The organism is Rhizobium sp. A37_96 (assembly GCF_053521765.1).
Map to the genome: position 1 here is coordinate 1,162,008 of NZ_JBNWDS010000001.1, position 18,557 is coordinate 1,180,564.

Here is an 18,557-nt window from a genome sequence, read left to right on the forward strand (position 1 = left end):
TCAAACGGCGGCACGCCTGAACACGGCGGCGATGCAGCCTGCAGAATCACGGGAAGGCTCGGACCAGAAAGGACCGGCGTCGATCAGCCCTGGGACGTCAGCGCAACAGGATGATGCTGGCGATGGAAAGAACGATGAAAATAAGGATGCCGCCGAGGAAGCCGGCATGACCGAAGAAACCGGCCGCCATCGCGATCAGCAACGCAGCAACGATCGCGGATCCGACCTTGGCGCCCGAGACGAAAAGATTGTAGGTCTTCTCATGCTCCTTGTAGTCCATGGCAGCGCCGGTTTCGACCGGTCCGGTATGATGTTCGGCCATTCAGAAATCTCCCCTCAATCCTCTCCTCCGGCAGATCACCTGGATCTGGCGGCTGGAGTTTGTCCTCAAAAGCTGCGGCATCCCGCAAAGAGATGCCGCAACCGAATTTCCTCTACCGAGGGGTTACACAAAGCGAGGAAAAATGCAATGCACGAGAAGGTCGCACGGCGCGCGCAGCCTAACCGAATTGCCCGCGGATTTCGCGTCGGCCTCCGCTTGCCAGCCGCGCCGTCGGCAAAATGGTCAGGGGCGGCGAGCCGGTATCCTCCCCACGGGAGAACATCATTCGCCGCTCATAGGGTTCCGAATCGAAAAACGGATATCGTTTCATCAACTTGCCGCGAATCTCCTTCGAGCGTGACGCCAGGAGCGTCAGCTCGAAACCGTAGGTCTTGGTCATGCGTGGCGGCACGACCGTATCGGCATAGAAGACGCGCTTGTAAAAGGCCGCATGCGCCGGACGGATGTGCTGCATGACGCGATCCGTGTTGAAATAGATCGCGCCGACGATCGCAGGCCTTAGCGTCAGATAGGGCAAAGCCGGCAAGTCCAGCTCGAAATCGGGATCGACGGCAAAGCGCGCCGGATCGATCAACGTCATGCCGGCGTCGAGGAAGGCGTGGATCTCCTCGGGAAAGATACCGGTCGACTGGCATATGCGATGGTCCGGCGTGACATGATGTATTCGCACCGTGCTTACCAGTTCTTCGAAGTAATAAACTCCGAAAACATAGGCATGATCATCGAAATCGATGTCATCGATCAAGTTCTTGGCCGCCACTGGCAAGACATCGCGCGACTTGTAGGCCTTGTAGCGCAGCCGCGCCACATCCTCCATGTCTTCGCTGGTTTCGATCCGGCGGTATTCTACGTGATCGAGCACCGCCATCAGCTTGCCGGCGAAGCTGTCTTGCAAAGCACTCATATGAGTCATGGTTCATGTTCCGTAATGGTTAACGAAACATTAATGGTAGTAACGGAGAACTTGATCAATATTTGATTTAACTTTTATTAACTATTCATCCATTAAGGTTAATTTCTTTAACCAATACCGGTATAGATTTGGCTGCGCGAGAGCGATCGAGCTTTCGCTGTTTTGCCGACAGGACTATGCGGGATCAATCCGGCTGTTTCACCAGACTAAAAACGAGCGGGGGTGCGTGATTTCTGGCCCCGACAAGCCGCTCGGGATGCGCTGAACGAGCGTCCTCTTCGACTGCAGCGACGCCTTGCCATCACCGCCTGCGAGGCCGCTGTGCTAATCGGAACAAAGACGCGCGGCCGCTCGTCACGTCAGGCGACGTGATCCTGCCGCACGATAGGCAGCCGGCGGCTGAGATTGTCGACCATCTCGACGATCTGCTCGTGCGACACGGGCGCGGAGAATACATAGCCCTGGATGATGTCGGCCAGATTCTTCTCGACGATAAGCGCCAGCTGCTCCAGCGTCTCGACGCCCTCGATCACGATATGGAGGCTGAGCGCGCGGGAAAGATCGACGATGCCGCACAAAAGCTTGAAACGGCGGCTGTCCGTGGTGATGTCGCGCACGAAAGACCGATCGATCTTGACGACGTCCACAGGCAGCGAATCGAGATAGCTGAGGCTGGAAAATCCCGTGCCGAAATCGTCGATCGCGATCGTGATGCCTTTGCTGCGCAAATCGGCAAGGATGGATCGGACGGTCGCCACTTCGTCCATCAGGCAGCTTTCGGTCACTTCGAGATGCAGCCGCGAAGGCACCAGACCGGAGACCTCGAGCGCTTCCGTGACAATACCGATGATATCGTCGCTGCGCAGATCCTGCGCCGAGAGATTGACCGAGACGGCGAGCGGTTCAGGCCATGAAACGCAGTCCCGGCAAGCCTGGTTGATCATGAAGCGGGTGATGCCGGCAACGATCCCCATCTCCTCGGCGACCTGCACGAAGATATTCGGAGGAATCGAGCCCTTTTCCGGATGAATCCAGCGCGCCAGGGCCTCGCAGCAGTCGATGCGCGAACCGTCGGGCGTGAACATCGGCTGGTAAACGGCGTGAAGCTTGCCGGCTTCCACGGCTTCGCGCAAATCGTCCTTCAGCTTCTGGCGCTCGACATAGCGTGCATCCATCTCCTGTTCGAAGGCGCTGCACCCGCCCTTCATCCGCGACTTGGCATCGAACAGCGCCAGATCGACCTTGATCTGCCATTCCTCCGGCCGGAATTCCCGGCTCGACATCGCCACATATCCGCCGCTGAAGGAAATCCGGAAGCTGTTGTCATCGACATCATACGTGCCCGTCATCGCCGCGTGCAGTTCGCGGATGCGGCTGTCGATACCGGGCGCACCGCCCTCATTCGGAAAGAACAGCATGAACTGGTCGCCGACAAGGCGTGCGGCGATCGCGGAGGTGCCAGCGAATTCCTTCAGCCGCTCGGCAATGGCGACCAGCAGGCGATCGCCGGCAATGTGCCCCTTGGTATCGTTGACATGCTTGAAATCGTCGACATCGAGAACCAGGATCCCGATCTGGCTTTCCCGTGTGCGCGTAGCGAGCCTTTCCTTGACCAGTTCGACGAAATATTCGCGGTTCGGCAATCCCGTCAGAGGATCATAGCGCACCATATGCAGAATCTTGCGCTCTGCCCGGATGCGCACCGTCACATCCTCGAAGATCAGGATCACGATCCCATCCGCGCGCCGACTGGCCGAGAACTCCAGAAACTGGTCCTCGTTGAACTGAATGAGGGTGCGTGACAGCGTACCGCTGACAAGCTGCGCCATCTGCCGCTGGATAAGCCCCGGCAGCGATCCGTCGATGAAGGCGTTGCGCGCGCCGTAGCGCAGGACGACATCGAACTCGCAGTCCTTGAGCTGTTCCGGATGCGCGAAATTCAGAAGCTCGCAGGCCTTGCGATTGACGACGAGGATGCGGTTGTCGGCATCCAGCATGAACAGTCCGTGCGTCATGTTGTTGAGCGCGGTGTCGAACCTGTCGGCGATCAGCGATATCTCACGCGAGGCGATGACGTTCTTGTAGAGAAACTCCCGCACGCCGTTCGCCATCGCGCGGGTCGTCAGCCCGAACGGGACGAGCATGACCGAAACGATCGCCTTGTACAGCTGCTGCGACATCAGGCAGGCGATGATGATGGGAAGACAGCAGGCAAGCGTCTGCAGATCGATCGCCTTCTGCGAACCGTAGTTGCGGCCGACGATCGATACCATCGACGCCATCGTGACGGCGATGCAGATGAATTCCGCCAGCGGATCCTGCACGATCAGGATGGCATAGCCGCTTCCGATGCCGAGTATGGAGGCCGTCGCGGCCGCGCCGATCACATAGCGCGTTTCCCATCTGGCGATATCGGCGCGCTTGAAACTATGCTTGTCGGCCGCATCGAACAGCCAGAACGAATACATGCGCAAGCCGAACACGGCGGCGAAAGCCAGGCAAAGGACGAGATAGATGCTTGCATGCGTGCTGAGAAAAACGACGACATATGTGAGGATGTGAACGAACACGCCCGTAAAGAGTGTTTTACGGTTTCCGAAAAGCGAACTGACGAACGACAGATAAACATCCGTCGGCACGGTGTCCGGGCTTGGAGGCTTCATTCAGACTTCCCCTGATGCGGCGGACACCCTAGTTGAAACTTTTTAAAATTTGATTGCCCAAATAGCACGCATCTGTACAGATTTTCCAATCATACCGGTAACTTACGTTGAATTTAGATTACGATCCGCATCGTATTAGTGCAGTCACTCCCATCGCACTCTACCGTGGATATAATATTCAGTCACCGATGAGCAAAACAAGATATCACTAAAGACTTATATAATACGATCAAAGCTTACCCGCTCGCTGCTGAATCATCATGAATGTATCAAAAGTATACTCTGAAAGTTGCATCCAAAGATACGCATCCTTCTTATAGCCAACTTGATCCTCATAGATGCGCTTGAAATAGTCGTTCGATTTGGAGAGGTCCGCGTAAAGCGCGCTGGCTGCCTGGAAGCAGGCCTCCATGATCTCCTGGCTGAACGGCCGCAAAGTCACGCCCTGCTGCACGATGTCCTTGAGCGCCTGAGGGTTTTTCACATCGTATTTCGCCAGCATGTTGGTGTTGGCGAAGGCGCAGGCGTCGGTGAGGATCACCTGATAGTTCTTCGGCAAGGCATTCCATTTTTCGAGATTGAAGAAGGCGTGCACCACGGCGCCGCCTTCCCACCAGCCCGGATAATAGTAATATTTGGCGATCTTCTGCAGCCCGAGCTTCAGATCGTCATAGGGGCCGACCCATTCCACCGCATCGACCGTGCCTTTGTTCAATGCGTCGTAGACACCGTTGACCGGAATGTCCTGCTGCGGCACCACGCCGATTTTCTCGATGACCTTGCTGGCAAGGCCGGCAATGCGCATCTTCAGGCCCTTGAGGTCATCGAGCGTGTTGATTTCCTTGCGAAACCAGCCGCCCATCTGGGCGCCGGTGTTCCCGGCCGGCAGGCCCAGTATGCCCTGTGTGGCATAGAATTCGTTCATCAGCTTATTGCCGTTGCCCTGGTAGAACCAGGCATTGGTCAGCCGGGCATTGAGGCCAAACGGCAGCGCCGTGCCGATGGCATAGGTCGGGTCCTTGTCCGAGAAATAGTAGGAGCAGGTATGCGCCGCATCGACAGTGCCGGCGCTCACCGCATCGGCGGCCTGCGCGCCGGGTACGATTTCGCCGGCCTCGTAAGTCTGGATGACGAAATTGCCGTTCGTCGCATCGGACACATGCGCGGCGATATCTTCCGCACCGCCATAGATCGTGTCCAGGCTCTTCGGAAAGGAAGAGGTCATCTTCCAGGTGATCTTCGGATATTCCTGGGCAAGGGCCGGGCTTGCAAGCGCGGAGGCTGCAGCACCTGCGCCAACGGCGCCTGCCCGCCTTATGAAGGAACGGCGATCCATCGAATTCTCCCATACGGACGGCATTGCTGGAGAGCGGCGCGCTCCCCGTCACGGCGCAAGCGATGGAACTAACCATGCCGCACACGGTCTTTCAAGTTTGCTCTTGCACCGCATTATGGCGATTCCTGTACATCCGCGTAACGACGGGAAACAAAGCCCGATCAAGACCACTGCGCGTTGCCGGTCGGGCCGTCTTCGCGTAAGTTCATGGCGCGTGCATCTGCCCTCGGATTGACATCATGGTCATCCAGAGGTTTCGATGCACAACCGTTTCGCAGCTTCCGGAGCCCTGAATGTCCAGACCGATCATCGCCATTCCCGCCGACATCCGCGAGTTCGACGGCGCGAACTGGCACGCGGTGCAACTGCAATATGTCCGCGCCGCCGTGAAGGCTGCGGGATTGATGGCGCTGATCGTTCCGGCGCTCGAAGAAGACAATGATGCGGACGCCATTCTGGACCGGGTCGACGGACTGCTCGTCTCCGGTTCGGCAAGCAATGTCCATCCGTCTCTCTATGGAAAGGAAGCGCGCGAAAGCGACGGCCCCTTCGATCCGGCGCGCGATGCGACGTCGCTCCCGCTTATTCGCCGCGCCATCGACCGCGCCATTCCGATGCTCGCCATCTGCCGCGGCATTCAGGAACTGAACGTTGCGCTCGGCGGGACGCTTGCAAGCGAGATCCAGGAGCAGCCCGGCATCTGGGATCACCGCAAGCCGCAGAATGTCGACCGCGATACGATGTATTCCATCCGCCAGAGCGTTTTCGTCAAGGAAGGCTCCTGCATCGCCCGCGTCGTCGGGCCTGGCGAGGTGCGCGTCAACTCGCTGCACCGTCAGGCGATCGCCGATACCGCTCCGAAGCTGCAGGTCGAGGCGCTGGCCGAAGACGGCACGATCGAAGCCGTTTCCGTCATCGGCGCCAAGGCCTTTGCCGTCGGCGTGCAATGGCATCCGGAATATTGGGCGGAAACGGATTCGCCGTCGCGCAAGCTCTTCGTGGCCTTCGGCGATGCCGTGCGCGACTACGCGGCAAGCAAGGAGCGGCTCGCCGCCGCTCCCTATCAGCAAAAGGCCGTGTGATCAGCCGCGCGGCTTGACCGGCGTTTCCGGCACCGGCGTCAGCGGCCGGCCCTTCGCGAACCATTCGATGATGTTGTCGGCGACAAGATCGGCCATGGCATTGCGCGTCGGCACCGAGGCGGACGCCACATGCGGCAGCAGCGAAACGTTCGGCAGCGAGAGATAGCCGGCCGGGACATTGGGTTCGTCATAGAAGACATCGAGGCCGGCCGCACCCAGCGTTCCGTTGCCGAGAGCGGCGATCAGCGCGTCGTCATCGACGGACCAGCCGCGGCCGACATTGATGAACACGCCCTGCGGTCCGAGCGCCGACAGGATCTCCGTATTGATGACCTTGTGCGTTTCCTGCGTCTTCGGCACGATGGAGATCAGCGTATCCACCGATTGCGCCATCTCCTTTAGCGTCGGATAGTAGTCGTAGGGCAAGGAGTCGCGCGGCGAGCGCGTGTGGTAGCCGATCTTCACCTTGAACGGCTCCAGCCTTCTCGCAATCTCCAGACCGATGCGGCCGAGACCGTAGATGCCGACGCGGCGGCCCTTCATGGAAAAGGGCGAAAGCGGAAACGCCCCGTCCTTCACCCAGCGCCCGTCGCGCAGCCAGCCTTCCGCCTTCGGGAACTGCCGCAGCGTGTTCAGCAACAGGGCAATCGCGGTATCGGCGACCTCATCGTTCAGCACGTCGGGCGTGTTGGTGACGACGATCCCCCTGGATGCCGCGTGCTTGACGTCGATACCGTCGTAGCCGACGCCGAAATTGGCGATGACCTCGATATTCGGAAGAGCGTCGATCCAGGCGGCATCGAAGCCGCCGGAAACGGCGACACCGCGCACGCGGGCCGCAATTTCCCCGTCGACCTTCGGGCCGCCATCGCGCTCGACGGACACGATATCGAACTGCTTTTCGAGCCTTTCGAGAACACGCGGATGTATCTTCCCCGGAACGAGGACGGCGATGCGATTATCGGACATGGATCTTTCCTCTTGAGACACGGTTCGGCGCTATTCAGGCAATCCCGGGAAAAGTGCGCAGCGGTTTTCCGTCCGGAATTGCGTAAACAATGAGATGGAACGGTTCAGGAATTCCGCGAAGAGCCGAACCGCTTAGCGAGCCTTGTAGGGAGCCGTCGACTGGCGGATACGCATCTCGGGCTTGATAAGATGAATACCGTCCGGCTCGTGGCTTCCCGCCAACCTATCCAAAAGCGCGCGCGCTGCAAGCCTTCCGACCTCGGCCTGACCGTTCCATACGGTGGTCAATGCCGGCGTCGCGATCGCCGCCTCTTCCAGATCGTCGTAGCCGGTCACCGAAATGTCCCTCCCCGGCACAAGGCCGGCGCGGGAAATGCCGTTCATCAACCCGATGGCGACCAGATCGTTCCAGCAGACGGCGGCCGTCGGCTTCTGCGGCAAGGACAGGAAATGCACCGCCGCCTCGAACCCGCCTTGCTTGGAGCGGGCGCCGGGAATACGCAGCTCGGGATCAACCTCGATGCCCGCCTTGCGCAAGGCATTCACATAGCCCTGATAGCGGTCGCGGCCGGTCGATGTCTGGTCCGTGCCGCCGATCATCGCGATCGAGCGGTGGCCAAGGCTGATCAGATGATTGGTCGCAAGCGAAATGCCGTAGCTGTCGTCGCCGCGAAAGGTCGGGAGATCCAGCGCCTCGATCTGTCGGGCGACCAGGATGGCCGGCATGCCGTTTTCCTCGGCCAGTTCGAAATCCTCGGGCGGGGTTCCGATCGCCGGCGACATGATGACGCCGTCGCCGCCCAGCTGCAGCAGCGTCTCGATGAAAGTCCGCTGCTTCTCGACCGAATCATAATGGTTGGAGAGGATGAACGTATGACGGCTGCGGTCGAGCTCGCTTTCAATCGCCTTCAGGATTTCCCCGTAGAAAGGGTTCATGATGTCGTGCACGACGACGCCGATGATGCCCGATCGCGATGTCCTCAGGCTCGCCGCGCGGCGGTTGTAGATATAGCCCAGCGCACGGGCCTGGTCCTTGATCTTCTCGCGCGTGTTGACCGCAACCAGCGGACTGTCGCGTAAGGCCAGAGATACCGTTGCCGTTGAAATGCCGAGCGTTTCCGCAATCGTAGAAAGCTTTATCTTTTGCGCCACGCGCCCCTCCCCGTGAAACGCAGCCGTAAACATATTCCGTTTCGTTTTATGAGACCGGAATTTAAAATATTTAATTAAAAGCTTTAATCACGTCGCGCAACACGAATTCTCGGGGATTCTCAGAATTCGTCTTCGTCCTCGTCGTCATCCCCGGCCTGGAGATTGCTCTCGATCGTCTTGAGCAAGCGCACGAGCGAGCGGATGTCCTTTTCGGAGAAGCCGCGCGTGGCCAGCTCGTCGCAGCTCGCCGCCGAGCTTTCGATCTCGCTGACGCTGTTTCGCCCGGTCTCGGTGAGATAGACCTTGGTCAGGCGCGCATCCTCGGCATCCGGCCGCCGTTCGACGAAGCCCTGCGCCTCCATGCGGCCGATGGTGCGTGTCATGGTTGGCGCCTTGACGCCAAGTTTCTGCGCCAGCGAGCCTGCCGGAAGCCCGTCATTTGCAGCCAATGCGAGAATGACGCCGTCCTGCCCGGCATAGAGGCCACTCGCCGTCAGGCTGCGGGTCATCGCCGTGCGCATGGACCGCGCCGCCTGTGTCAGTGCCGGCGACAGATCGGCAAGCGTGTAGTCACGGTGATCCTTCTTCTTACCTGACTTACTTTTCTTCCCGACCTTGTTCTTCTTGCCCATCGTGATTCCGCTGACCTTTTCGTCGCTACGCCATCACGCTATGACATTGCGCAGGTTATTGACATAAACAAGAGGCACACTCTCAGATGGCGCATCCTTTGCCATGTTTCGATGACAATGATGAAACATTGACACCGCAAGAACGAGCAAAATGGATTGCCGTGCTGCCACTTGCCGCCTATGAGCAACACGGGCCGCATCTCCCGTTCGAAACCGACGCGCTCATCGCCGGGGGAATCGTTTCGCGCCTCAGGGTTGCTCTTCCAGCCAATCTACCCGTCACCTTCCTGCCCGTCGAGTCCGTCGGCTATTCCATCGAACATATGGACGTCGCCGGCACGAAGACGCTGGCCTTCGACGAAGCCGTCAGGCGCTGGCTCGGCATCGCCGAACGGCTGGAAGGCCTTGGCATCCGCAAGCTTGTGATGCTGAACGCCCATGGCGGCAACTCTCCGCTGATGACCATCGTCGCAACGGAAGCGCGCGTGCGCTTCCACATGCTGGCGGTCGCAACCAGCTGGACGCGCTTCGGCATACCGGACGGATTGATCGCGCCCGAAGACAAGGCCATCGACATCCATGGCGGCGATATCGAGACCTCGGTCATGCTCGCGCTTCACCCGGAGAAGGTGGACATGTCGAAGGCGGAAAACTTCCCCTCCCGCCAGTCGGAGTTCACCGGGCGCTTCAGACATCTGCGCGCCTACGGTCCCCACGCCTTCGGCTGGAAGATGTCCGATCTGAGCAGGCAGGGCGTCGCCGGCAATGCAGGCGCTGCGACGGCGGCAAAGGGCGAAAGACTGATTGCGCACGCGGTCAACGGGCTCGTCGAGCTGCTGGAGGACGTCGATGCATTCGATGCGACGACGCTGGCTTGAGCCGGCCGCGGGCTCGGCCATCCGCAATCCAATGTGATCTTATAACATATAAAAGCCTTTGAACTGACGTCGCCAACTCCTTATATGAAACGCGAAACTTGTCCGCTCCCCGGGGCAACCTTCCCTATTTCGAGGCTCCCATGACCGAAACAGCCACGCAAAAGCCCATTCCCGTCACCGTTCTCACCGGCTATCTCGGCGCCGGCAAGACGACGCTGCTCAACCGCATCCTCTCCGAAAATCACGGCAAGAAATACGCCGTCATCGTCAACGAATTCGGCGAGATCGGCATCGACAACGATCTCATCGTCGAGTCGGACGAAGAAATCTACGAAATGAACAACGGCTGCGTCTGCTGCACGGTGCGCGGCGACCTTATCCGCGTCGTCGAAGGCCTGATGCGCCGCCCCGGCCGCTTTGACGGCATCATCGTCGAAACCACAGGTCTTGCCGATCCGGTTCCCGTCGCCCAGACCTTCTTCATGGACGACGATGTCCGCGCCAAGACCGAACTCGACGCCGTCGTCGCGCTGGTCGACGCCAAGCACCTGCCGCTGCGCCTGAAGGACAGCCGCGAGGCGGAAGACCAGATCGCCTTTGCCGATGTCGTCGTCATCAACAAATCCGATCTCGTATCGCCGGAAGAGCTGGCCCAGATCGAAGACGTCGTCCGCGCCATCAACCCGGCTGCCCGCGTCTACAAGACGACCCGCTCCGGCGTCGATCTCGCCCGCGTGCTGAACCAGGGCGCCTTCAACCTGGAACGCGCCCTCGAGAACGATCCGCACTTCCTCGAGCACGGCCATGAGGATCATGTCTGCGGCCCGGATTGCGATCACCACCATCACGACCATGACCACCACCACCATCATCATGACCACGATCATGATCATCACCACCATGACCATGACCATGATCACGGCCATCATCATGGCCTGTCGCCGATCCATGACGTCACCGTGCAGTCGGTTTCGCTCCGTGGCGGCGAGATGAATGCGGAACGTTTCTTCCCCTGGATCCAGAAGATCACCCAGACGCAAGGGCCGAACATCCTGCGCCTCAAGGGTATCATCGCCTTCAAGGACGATCCGGAGCGCTACGTCGTTCAGGGCGTGCACATGATCATCGAGGGCGATCATCAGCGTGCCTGGAAGGACGGCGAAAAGCATGAGAGCCGCCTGGTCTTCATCGGCCGCGAACTCGACCGCGAGAAGCTGGAAGCAAGCTTCAAGGCCTGCGAGGCGTCTGCTTGATGCCGACTGTTGCTCCGCTTGATATCGACGGCCACGTTCTGGCCGTCGAATTTTTAGGTGACACCCCCTTCTTCGCCAGCGCCGCCGGCGCAGTCCATCGACTGGAAGGCGGAGACAAGGTCACCGAGGCTCATCAGGGAATGCTGACCTGCCTCCGCGATCCCTATAGCGAGAGCCTGATTTCGGGCGGCGAGGACGGCAAGGTCGTCAGGATCGCATCCGACGGCAGCACGACGACGCTGGCCGAGGCGCCGCGCAAGTGGATCGGCCAGGTTGCTGCGGGTCCGCAAGGCGCGGTCGCCTATTCCTATGGCAAGAGCACCTTCGTGCGCCTGTCCGACGGCACGACGAAGGAGTTTCCGGAAGAGCGCACGGTCGAGGGCATCGCCTTCGCTCCCAAGGGTCTGCGCATTGCCGTCGCCCGCTACAATGGCGTGTCGCTGCACTGGGTCGGCATGAGCGCCCAGCCGGTCAATCTCGAATGGAAGGGCGCCCATACCGGCGTCACCTTCTCGCCGGACGGCCAGTTCATCGTCACGACCATGCAGGAAAACGCCCTGCATGGCTGGAAGCTGGACGCCAAGCCCGGCGCCGAAGCCCGGCACATGCGCATGACCGGCTATCCCGCCAAGGTGAAGTCGCTTTCCTGGTCTAACAAGGGCAAATGGCTCGCATCGTCCGGTGCGCCGGCCGCGATCGTCTGGCCCTTCCAGGGCAAGGACGGCCCGATGGGCAAGGCGCCGCTCGAGCTCGGCAGCCGCGCGAACATCATGGCAACCTCGGTGAAGTTCCATCCGGCGGAGGATATCCTTGCGATCGGCTTCGTCGACGGCATGATATTGGCGGTACGGCTCGGCGACGCCAAGGAGGCGCTCTTGCGCCGGCCCGGCAAGGGTGCGATTACGTCGATGAGCTGGAGCAAGTCGGGCAAGCTGCTCGCCTTTGCCTCCGAAGCCGGCGACTGCGGTGTCGTCGACGTTTCGGCCTGAAGCCACTCCAAAAGAATACGCAGCGGCTTTCTGGTGGCTATCGCGTAAAAACAATAAGGTAGAGCGGTTCGAAAGTTCCGTGAGGAGCTGAACCGCTCTGGAGAGAAAGACAGGATCATGCCCCCATCGGGAACGGCAGCTGCCGAAAATACCCCTGCCCCAGTCGAGAATGTCTGGGACGTGATCCGTCATGAAGCCGCCGAGCTTGCGGCGCGCGAGCCGACGCTTGCGGCGTTGCTGCAGGCGCAATTGCTTGCCAGCAGCTCCGATGCCGAAAGCCTGGCCAATGTGCTGGCCGCCCGCCTCTGCGTCGTCAGGATCGAGCACGCCGATATGCTTTCGCTGCTGTCCGACGTGCTCGGCAGGCATCCCGCAATCCTGCAGGCGACGGAAGCGGACCTCATCGCCGTACGCACCCGCGATCCCGCCTGCACCACCTATCTGCATGCCCTTCTCAACCTCAAGGGCTTCCATGCCCTGCAGACGCACCGCATCGCCCATGCGCTCTGGACGGAAGGGCGCAGGGAAATCGCGAGCTGGCTTTCCAACCTCGTCTCGCTCGTCTTCGGGCCGGATATCCACCCGGCCGCGAAGATCGGCTCGTCGATCATGCTCGATCATGGCTCCGGCATCGTCATCGGCGAAACCGCCGTCATCGAAGATGAAGTCTCCATCCTGCAGAACGTGACGCTTGGCGGCACCGGCAAGGAAACCGGCGACCGCCATCCGAAGATCCGCCACGGCGTGATGATCGGCGCCGGCGCCAAGATCCTCGGCAACATCGAAGTCGGCGCTTTCAGCAAGGTCGCCGCCGGCAGCGTCGTGGTGAAAGCCGTACCGCCCCATTGCACCGTCGCCGGCGTGCCGGCCGTCGTCGTCCGCATCCACCGCGCCGACGAAATCCCGGCCGAGACGATGGATCAGAACATCTAGTCGCCGGGGATTGTGGCCGCCTCGTCCTTCGAGGCATTTCTACGCTTTGCTCCGAAATGCACCTCGGGATGAGGTAGAGCGGGCCGCCGCTCCGACGCATTCGCTAAACGACGAAGCCATTCTTCCAGCCCAGTCCCGGAAGACCAGCCCTCATGGAGAGGAGGCCCAGAGGGCCGTCTCGAACCACGAGGGCGGATGAGGGAACTCATTTTCCTGCTTAGCCGTGACATAAGGTAGCATCGCAGACAAACGACACGGCTGCTTTCCAAGCACTTATCGCTGAACACAGCAGAATCAATGACTTGCAGGATGCGGTACGGTCGAGGTCGAATCCCCTCACCGCTCCCTTCATGGAACTGTCATACTCCGTTGATAGCTCGAAAGGGTTCTCTCTGCCCGGCGCGGCGCAACAAGCGCCGGAGCGATGCCCCCACTCGAAGAGGATATCACCATGACCAGTCTTTCGCGTCGCGCCGCCCTTGCAGCCGGCAGCGCGCTTACCCTTGTTTTGCTCTGTTCCACCGCCGGCGCCGCTGACCTAGCGCCGGTGCCGAATACCGCGACACCGATCAAGCATCTTGTCGTTATCTTCCAGGAAAACGTCTCCTTCGACCATTATTTCGCGACCTACCCCAAGGCCGCAAACATCGACGGCGAACCGGCATTCAAGGCAGCCGACAACACGCCGGCCGATATCAACACGCTGGCCAATGCCGGGCTTCTCGACAGCAATCCGAACAAGACCAATCCGGCCAACGGCGCGGATGCCGCCGCTCCCTTCCGGCTCGACCGCACGCAGGCGGCCACCCAGTCGCAGAACCACGGCTACACCGCCGAACAGGCCGCCTACAACAACTTCGCGATGGACCTTTTCCCGGCCAATACCGGCCACGGCACCAAGGGCGCCGCCGGTGCATTCGGTACCAAGGGGCAGGTCATGGGGTACTATGACGGCAACACCGTCACCGCGCTCTGGAACTACGCCCAGCACTATGCCCTGAACGACAATTCCTTCTCCACCAACTTCGGCCCCTCGACCCCCGGGGCGCTGAACCTCATCTCCGGCCAGACCAACGGCGCCATCCTGCCGCCCGGCTACACGCTGGAAAGCGACGGCACCTATTCCAAGGGCCGCATCGTGCCCGACGGCAATGGCGGCTGGACCGCGATCAGCGATTTCGATCCGACGGGCGACGTCTGCTCGGCCGGCCAGACGGCACTGATGTACGGCAAGAACGTCGGCGACATGCTGAACGAGCACAAGATCACCTGGGGCTTCTTCGAAGGCGGCTTCGACCTGACGGCGACCAACCCGGACGGCACGACGAACTGCAAGCGCGCGACGACCTCGGCCGTCACCAAAGTCAACAGCGCCGACTACATCCCGCACCACCAGCCGTTCCAATACTACGCCTCGACCGCCAATCCGACCCATGCGCGCCCGTCTTCCGTGGCGGCGATCGGCACCACCGACGCGGCCAACCACCAGTATGACATGACCGACTTCTATGCGGCTCTGAAGAACGGCAACACGCCGGCCGTCAGCTTCCTGAAGGCCCCCGCCTACCAGGACGGCCACGCCGGCTATTCCGATCCGCTCGACGAGCAGGAATTCGTGACGCAGGTGGTCAACACCGTTCAGGATTCGCCGGATTGGAAGGATACCGCCATCATCGTCCTCTACGACGATTCCGACGGCTGGTACGACCACGCCCACGCGGTCGTCAATCCGTCGAAGCTCGCGGTCAAGGGCTACGATGTGCTGAACGGCGACAGCTGTTCCACCGGCACGCCGCTGCCCGGCGTCAACGGCCAGCCGGCGCAGGGGCGCTGCGGTTACGGCACGCGCCAGCCACTGCTTGTCATCTCGCCCTACGCCAAGGTCAACTTCATCGACCATACGCTGACGGACCAGACCTCCGTCATGCGCTTCATCGAGGACAACTGGATGGACGGCGCTCGCCTTGGCGGCGGCTCGTTCGACGCGCTGGCCGGCTCGCTGAACGCCATGTTCGACTGGTCCAAGGGTGACGCACCGAAGCTGATCCTCGACCCGAAGACCGGCAATCAGGCCTCCTAGAACGATAAGGGAGACGGAAATGCCCTTGCAGTTCAACCGCCGTCTCCTGCCGCTCCTCGCACTTGCGAGCCTCTCGCTCGCGGGTGCGGCCGTCGGCATGGCAAGCGAGCCTGCCGCAAACTCTGCCGCTACGGATGGCTATGACGACCCGGCGCCGCTGAGTACGGTTGCCCAACTCGGCAAGAGACTGTTCTTCGACCCCTCGCTCTCGGGCGGCGGCCAGATGTCCTGCGCCACCTGCCACGATCCCGCCAACCATTACGCGCCGGCCAACGGCCTCGCCGTCCAGCTCGGCGGCGCACATCTCGATCAGCCCGGCATCCGCGCTGTGCCCAGCCTCGCCTACAAGATGTCGACGCCCTCCTTCTCGATCGGAGAGGAAAGCCCTGCCGACGAGGCCGCGGAAGCCTCGCCGATGACCGAAGCATCGGGGGTGGCCCTGGCCAATGCGCCCGCCAGCGTCGCCGGCCCGCTGACGGCACAGGCCGTCGTCAAGGCCGATGCGGCCGCCGCCAACCTCGTGCCGCAAGGCGGCATGTTCTGGGATGGGCGCGTCGATTCGCTGGAAGAGCAGGCCCTGCAGCCGATGATCTCGCCCTTCGAAATGGCGAATGCCGATGCGGCCACCGTTTACGCGAAGCTAAAAAAGGGTTACGGCAAGGATATTTCGGCGCTCTTCGGCGACAATGTCCTCAACGATCAGGACATGACGATTTCAGAAATCGGCTTTGCGCTTGCCCGCTATCAGATCGAGGAACTTTCCTTCCACCCCTATACCAGCAAGTATGACGATTATCTGCGCGGCAAGGCGGTGCTGACGGATGCGGAAGCGCGGGGATTGAAGCTGTTCGACGACCCGAACAAGGGCAATTGCGCCTCTTGCCATCTCGACAAGATGACCGGCGACGGGCAGATGCCCAATTTTACCGATTTCGAGTTCGAAGCGCTCGGCGCGCCGCGCAATCCGGCCATTCCGGCCAATGCCGATGCGCACTACTACGACACCGGCATTTGCGGCCCGCTGCGCAACGACACCTATTCCGCCCAGCAGCAGAATTGCGGCCTGTTCAAGACGCCGACGCTGCGCAACGTCGCGACCCGCCATGTCTTCTTCCACAACGGCGTCTACCGCACCCTTGAGGATGTGACCCGCTTCTACGTCAAGCGCGACACCAATCCGGAGGAGATCTATCCGAAGGATGCGAGCGGCAAGGTCTTGAAATACGATGATCTGCCGCCGCGGTATCAGGCCAATATCGACGTCATCGACGCGCCGATGAACCGCAAGCCCGGCGATGCCCCGGCCCTCAACGAGGCCGAAATCGCCGATGTCGTCGCCTTCCTGAAAACGTTGACGGATGGCTACGATCCCGCAAAGGACAGTGTGAAGGCCGCCAAATAAAAACGCCTCCGCGCGGGTGGGAGGAGGCGCAGTAGGACTTCAGAACTGTTCGTTGGCTTTACGCAGCCTTGGCGACCGGCGGCTGGGCAAGCTTGCGGCCGCTGGCAACGATCATGCCGGCAGCGCTGTCCAGCCAGCCGTCCTTGAGCTCGAGCGCAAGGAAGCGCTCGCGCTGGAACGGGCCCGGCATGACAAGATGGCGGGTCTTTGCGGCAAAGAAGCCGAAGCGCTCGTAGTAGGGCGCATCGCCGACGAGCAGGATGGCGCCATGGCCGCGCTTCTTGGCTTCCATGATGGCGGCGCGCATCAGCGCCGAGCCCATGCCCTTGCCTTCATAGGCGGGATCGACGGCCAGCGGGCCGAGCAGCAGCGCATCGACCGGGCGGGTCTCGCGATCGACGCCGGCTTCGACGTTCCAAAGGCGAACCGTGCCGATGACGTGACCCGAACGGTCGCGGGCGACCAGCGCCAGGCCTTCGGCCGGAACGCGGCCCTGGCGCAGCTTTTCCGACGACTTCTTGCGGCGATCGGCGCCCATGGCGCGATCCAGCAGGTTTTCGCGCGCAACGACATCGCCTGCGTTTTCCAGGTCGAGAGTGAAAGTGGTGGGCGCAAAGAATGCGCGGACAGAATCAAGAACAGCGGCCATCTCGGCCTCCCGTGCCCAATACCGTTATCAGCGGCGGTGACAAACTATTGTGAGGGTGCCGCCCCGACTGGCTACGGGGGCGGCTTTATCGGACCTTAGATGATGTAGGCCTTCAGCGGGTCGAAACCGTTGAACGCCACAGCCGAGTAGGTCGTGGTGTAGGCGCCGGTGCCTTCGATCAGGACCTCGTCGCCGATGGTGAGCGTCACCGGCAGCGGATAGAGGTTCTTCTCATAAAGCACGTCAGCCGAATCGCAGGTCGGGCCGGCGATGACGCAGGGTTCCATCTCGTCGCTATCGCGCTCCGTGCGGATCGGGTAGCGGATCGCCTCGTCCATGGTTTCGGCGAGACCGCCGAACTTGCCGATGTCGAGGAAAACCCAGCGAGCGGCATCGTTGTCCGACTTCTTCGAAATCAGGACGACTTCAGCCTTGATCACGCCGGCATTGCCGACCATGCCGCGGCCCGGCTCGATGATCGTGTGCGGGATCTGGTTGCCGAAATGGGCGCGCAGAGACGCAAAGATCGCCTTGCCATAGGCTTCGGCCGAAGGAATGTCGCGCAGGTACTTGGTCGGGAAACCGCCGCCCATGTTGACCATCTGCAGGTGAATGCCCTGCTTGGCGAGCGAGACGAAGACGCGCTTGGCATCGGCCAGAGCAGAGTCCCAGGCATCGACCTTGGTCATCTGCGAGCCGACGTGGAAAGACACGCCGTAGGATTCCAGACCCAGCTGATGAGCGTAGACGAGAACGTCGACAGCCATCTGCGGGACGCAGCCGAACTTTCGCGACAGCGGCCATTCGGCGCCTTCGCCATCCGTCAGGACGCGGCAAAACACGCGGGCGCCGGGAGCGGCACGGGAAATCTTCTCGACTTCCTCGTGGCTGTCGACGGCGAAGAGGTTGATACCGAGTGCATGCGCACGGGCGATATCGCGCTCCTTCTTGATGGTGTTGCCGAAGGAGATGCGGGCAGCGGTCGCACCGGCCTCGAGCGCCATTTCGATTTCAGCGACGGACGCGCAATCGAAGTTGGAGCCGAGGCTGGCAAGCAGGCGCAGCACTTCCGGAGCCGGGTTGGCCTTGACGGCATAGTAGATGGCGCTGTCGGGCATGGAATGACGGAAAGCATGAAAGTTGTCGCGGACGACATCGAGATCGACCACCAGGCAAGGACCGTCCGGACGTCGGGTAGCGAGGAAATCGCGAATACGTTGCGTGGTCATGTCAATTCCCTTTCAAATTCCAAAAGCTCCGGGAAAAGACCCAGAGGACAAAGG

Annotated in this window: 16 protein-coding genes; 7 read left to right on the forward strand and 9 right to left on the reverse strand. The window is 61.0% G+C overall.

The annotated features are described in order from the left end of the window. Positions 1-97: 97 nt before the first annotated feature. The 4 genes from ACQZ6J_RS05635 to ACQZ6J_RS05650 all read right to left on the reverse strand — a co-directional run bounded on the left by ACQZ6J_RS05635 (position 98) and on the right by ACQZ6J_RS05650 (position 5,255). The gene (locus ACQZ6J_RS05635) at positions 98-322 is read right to left on the reverse strand and encodes an aa3-type cytochrome c oxidase subunit IV (protein ID WP_163986792.1); all 225 of its coding nucleotides are present in this window, start codon (positions 320-322) and stop codon (positions 98-100) included. A gap of 178 nt (positions 323-500) precedes the next feature. Continuing rightward, positions 501-1,256, reverse strand: a complete 756-nt coding sequence (locus ACQZ6J_RS05640; RefSeq protein WP_163986793.1) for an N-acyl amino acid synthase FeeM domain-containing protein — start codon at positions 1,254-1,256, stop codon at positions 501-503. 359 nt (positions 1,257-1,615) lie between these two features. Further along, positions 1,616-3,919 (reverse strand): putative bifunctional diguanylate cyclase/phosphodiesterase, encoded by a 2,304-nt coding sequence (locus ACQZ6J_RS05645; protein ID WP_449082528.1) that lies wholly within the window; start codon positions 3,917-3,919, stop codon positions 1,616-1,618. 229 nt (positions 3,920-4,148) lie between these two features. Continuing rightward, complete coding sequence (locus ACQZ6J_RS05650) at positions 4,149-5,255, reverse strand: TRAP transporter substrate-binding protein (protein ID WP_163986795.1); 1,107 nt, start codon at positions 5,253-5,255, stop codon at positions 4,149-4,151. A 293-nt stretch (positions 5,256-5,548) separates the two neighbouring features. On the opposite strand from ACQZ6J_RS05650, the gene ACQZ6J_RS05655 reads away from it, so the two are divergent. Next, a complete protein-coding gene (locus tag ACQZ6J_RS05655) occupies positions 5,549-6,337 on the forward strand; it encodes a gamma-glutamyl-gamma-aminobutyrate hydrolase family protein (RefSeq protein WP_163986796.1) in 789 nt (262 codons plus the stop codon). Here the strand turns inward: ACQZ6J_RS05655 and ACQZ6J_RS05660 are convergent, their stop codons facing one another. The 3 genes from ACQZ6J_RS05660 to ACQZ6J_RS05670 form a co-directional block, all read right to left on the reverse strand. Further along, a complete protein-coding gene (locus tag ACQZ6J_RS05660) occupies positions 6,338-7,306 on the reverse strand; it encodes a 2-hydroxyacid dehydrogenase (protein WP_449082531.1) in 969 nt (322 codons plus the stop codon). A 132-nt stretch (positions 7,307-7,438) separates the two neighbouring features. Beyond that, on the reverse strand, positions 7,439-8,458 hold the full coding sequence (locus ACQZ6J_RS05665) for a substrate-binding domain-containing protein (RefSeq protein WP_112800582.1): 1,020 nt from the start codon (positions 8,456-8,458) through the stop codon (positions 7,439-7,441). A 119-nt stretch (positions 8,459-8,577) separates the two neighbouring features. Further along, entirely contained in the window at positions 8,578-9,090 is a 513-nt protein-coding gene (locus ACQZ6J_RS05670) for a MarR family winged helix-turn-helix transcriptional regulator (RefSeq protein ID WP_163986798.1), read from the reverse strand. Between the two features lie 86 nt (positions 9,091-9,176). On the opposite strand from ACQZ6J_RS05670, the gene ACQZ6J_RS05675 reads away from it, so the two are divergent. The 6 genes from ACQZ6J_RS05675 (at position 9,177) to ACQZ6J_RS05700 (ending at position 16,625) form a co-directional block, all read left to right on the forward strand. Then, a complete protein-coding gene (locus tag ACQZ6J_RS05675) occupies positions 9,177-9,968 on the forward strand; it encodes a creatininase family protein (RefSeq protein ID WP_449082533.1) in 792 nt (263 codons plus the stop codon). Between the two features lie 140 nt (positions 9,969-10,108). Further along, positions 10,109-11,221: a CobW family GTP-binding protein gene (locus ACQZ6J_RS05680; protein WP_449082535.1), complete on the forward strand. Its 1,113-nt coding sequence runs from the start codon at positions 10,109-10,111 to the stop codon at positions 11,219-11,221. Then, positions 11,221-12,210: a WD40 repeat domain-containing protein gene (locus ACQZ6J_RS05685; protein WP_449082537.1), complete on the forward strand. Its 990-nt coding sequence runs from the start codon at positions 11,221-11,223 to the stop codon at positions 12,208-12,210. Before ACQZ6J_RS05680 ends, ACQZ6J_RS05685 begins: the two co-directional genes overlap by 1 nt. Before the next feature lie 117 nt (positions 12,211-12,327). After that, on the forward strand, positions 12,328-13,143 hold the full coding sequence (gene cysE, locus ACQZ6J_RS05690; protein ID WP_449082539.1) for a serine O-acetyltransferase: 816 nt from the start codon (positions 12,328-12,330) through the stop codon (positions 13,141-13,143). 451 nt (positions 13,144-13,594) lie between these two features. Then, a complete protein-coding gene (locus ACQZ6J_RS05695; RefSeq protein ID WP_449082541.1) occupies positions 13,595-15,223 on the forward strand; it encodes a phospholipase C in 1,629 nt (542 codons plus the stop codon). A 19-nt stretch (positions 15,224-15,242) separates the two neighbouring features. Beyond that, positions 15,243-16,625: a cytochrome-c peroxidase gene (locus ACQZ6J_RS05700; protein WP_449082543.1), complete on the forward strand. Its 1,383-nt coding sequence runs from the start codon at positions 15,243-15,245 to the stop codon at positions 16,623-16,625. A gap of 58 nt (positions 16,626-16,683) precedes the next feature. Here ACQZ6J_RS05700 and ACQZ6J_RS05705 read toward each other — a convergent pair whose 3' ends face one another. Together ACQZ6J_RS05705 and odc2 are read right to left on the reverse strand one after the other, a co-directional pair. After that, positions 16,684-17,274 (reverse strand): GNAT family N-acetyltransferase, encoded by a 591-nt coding sequence (locus ACQZ6J_RS05705; protein WP_163986805.1) that lies wholly within the window; start codon positions 17,272-17,274, stop codon positions 16,684-16,686. Between the two features lie 95 nt (positions 17,275-17,369). Further along, complete coding sequence (gene odc2 / locus ACQZ6J_RS05710) at positions 17,370-18,503, reverse strand: ornithine/lysine decarboxylase (protein ID WP_163986806.1); 1,134 nt, start codon at positions 18,501-18,503, stop codon at positions 17,370-17,372. Positions 18,504-18,557 lie beyond the last annotated feature (54 nt).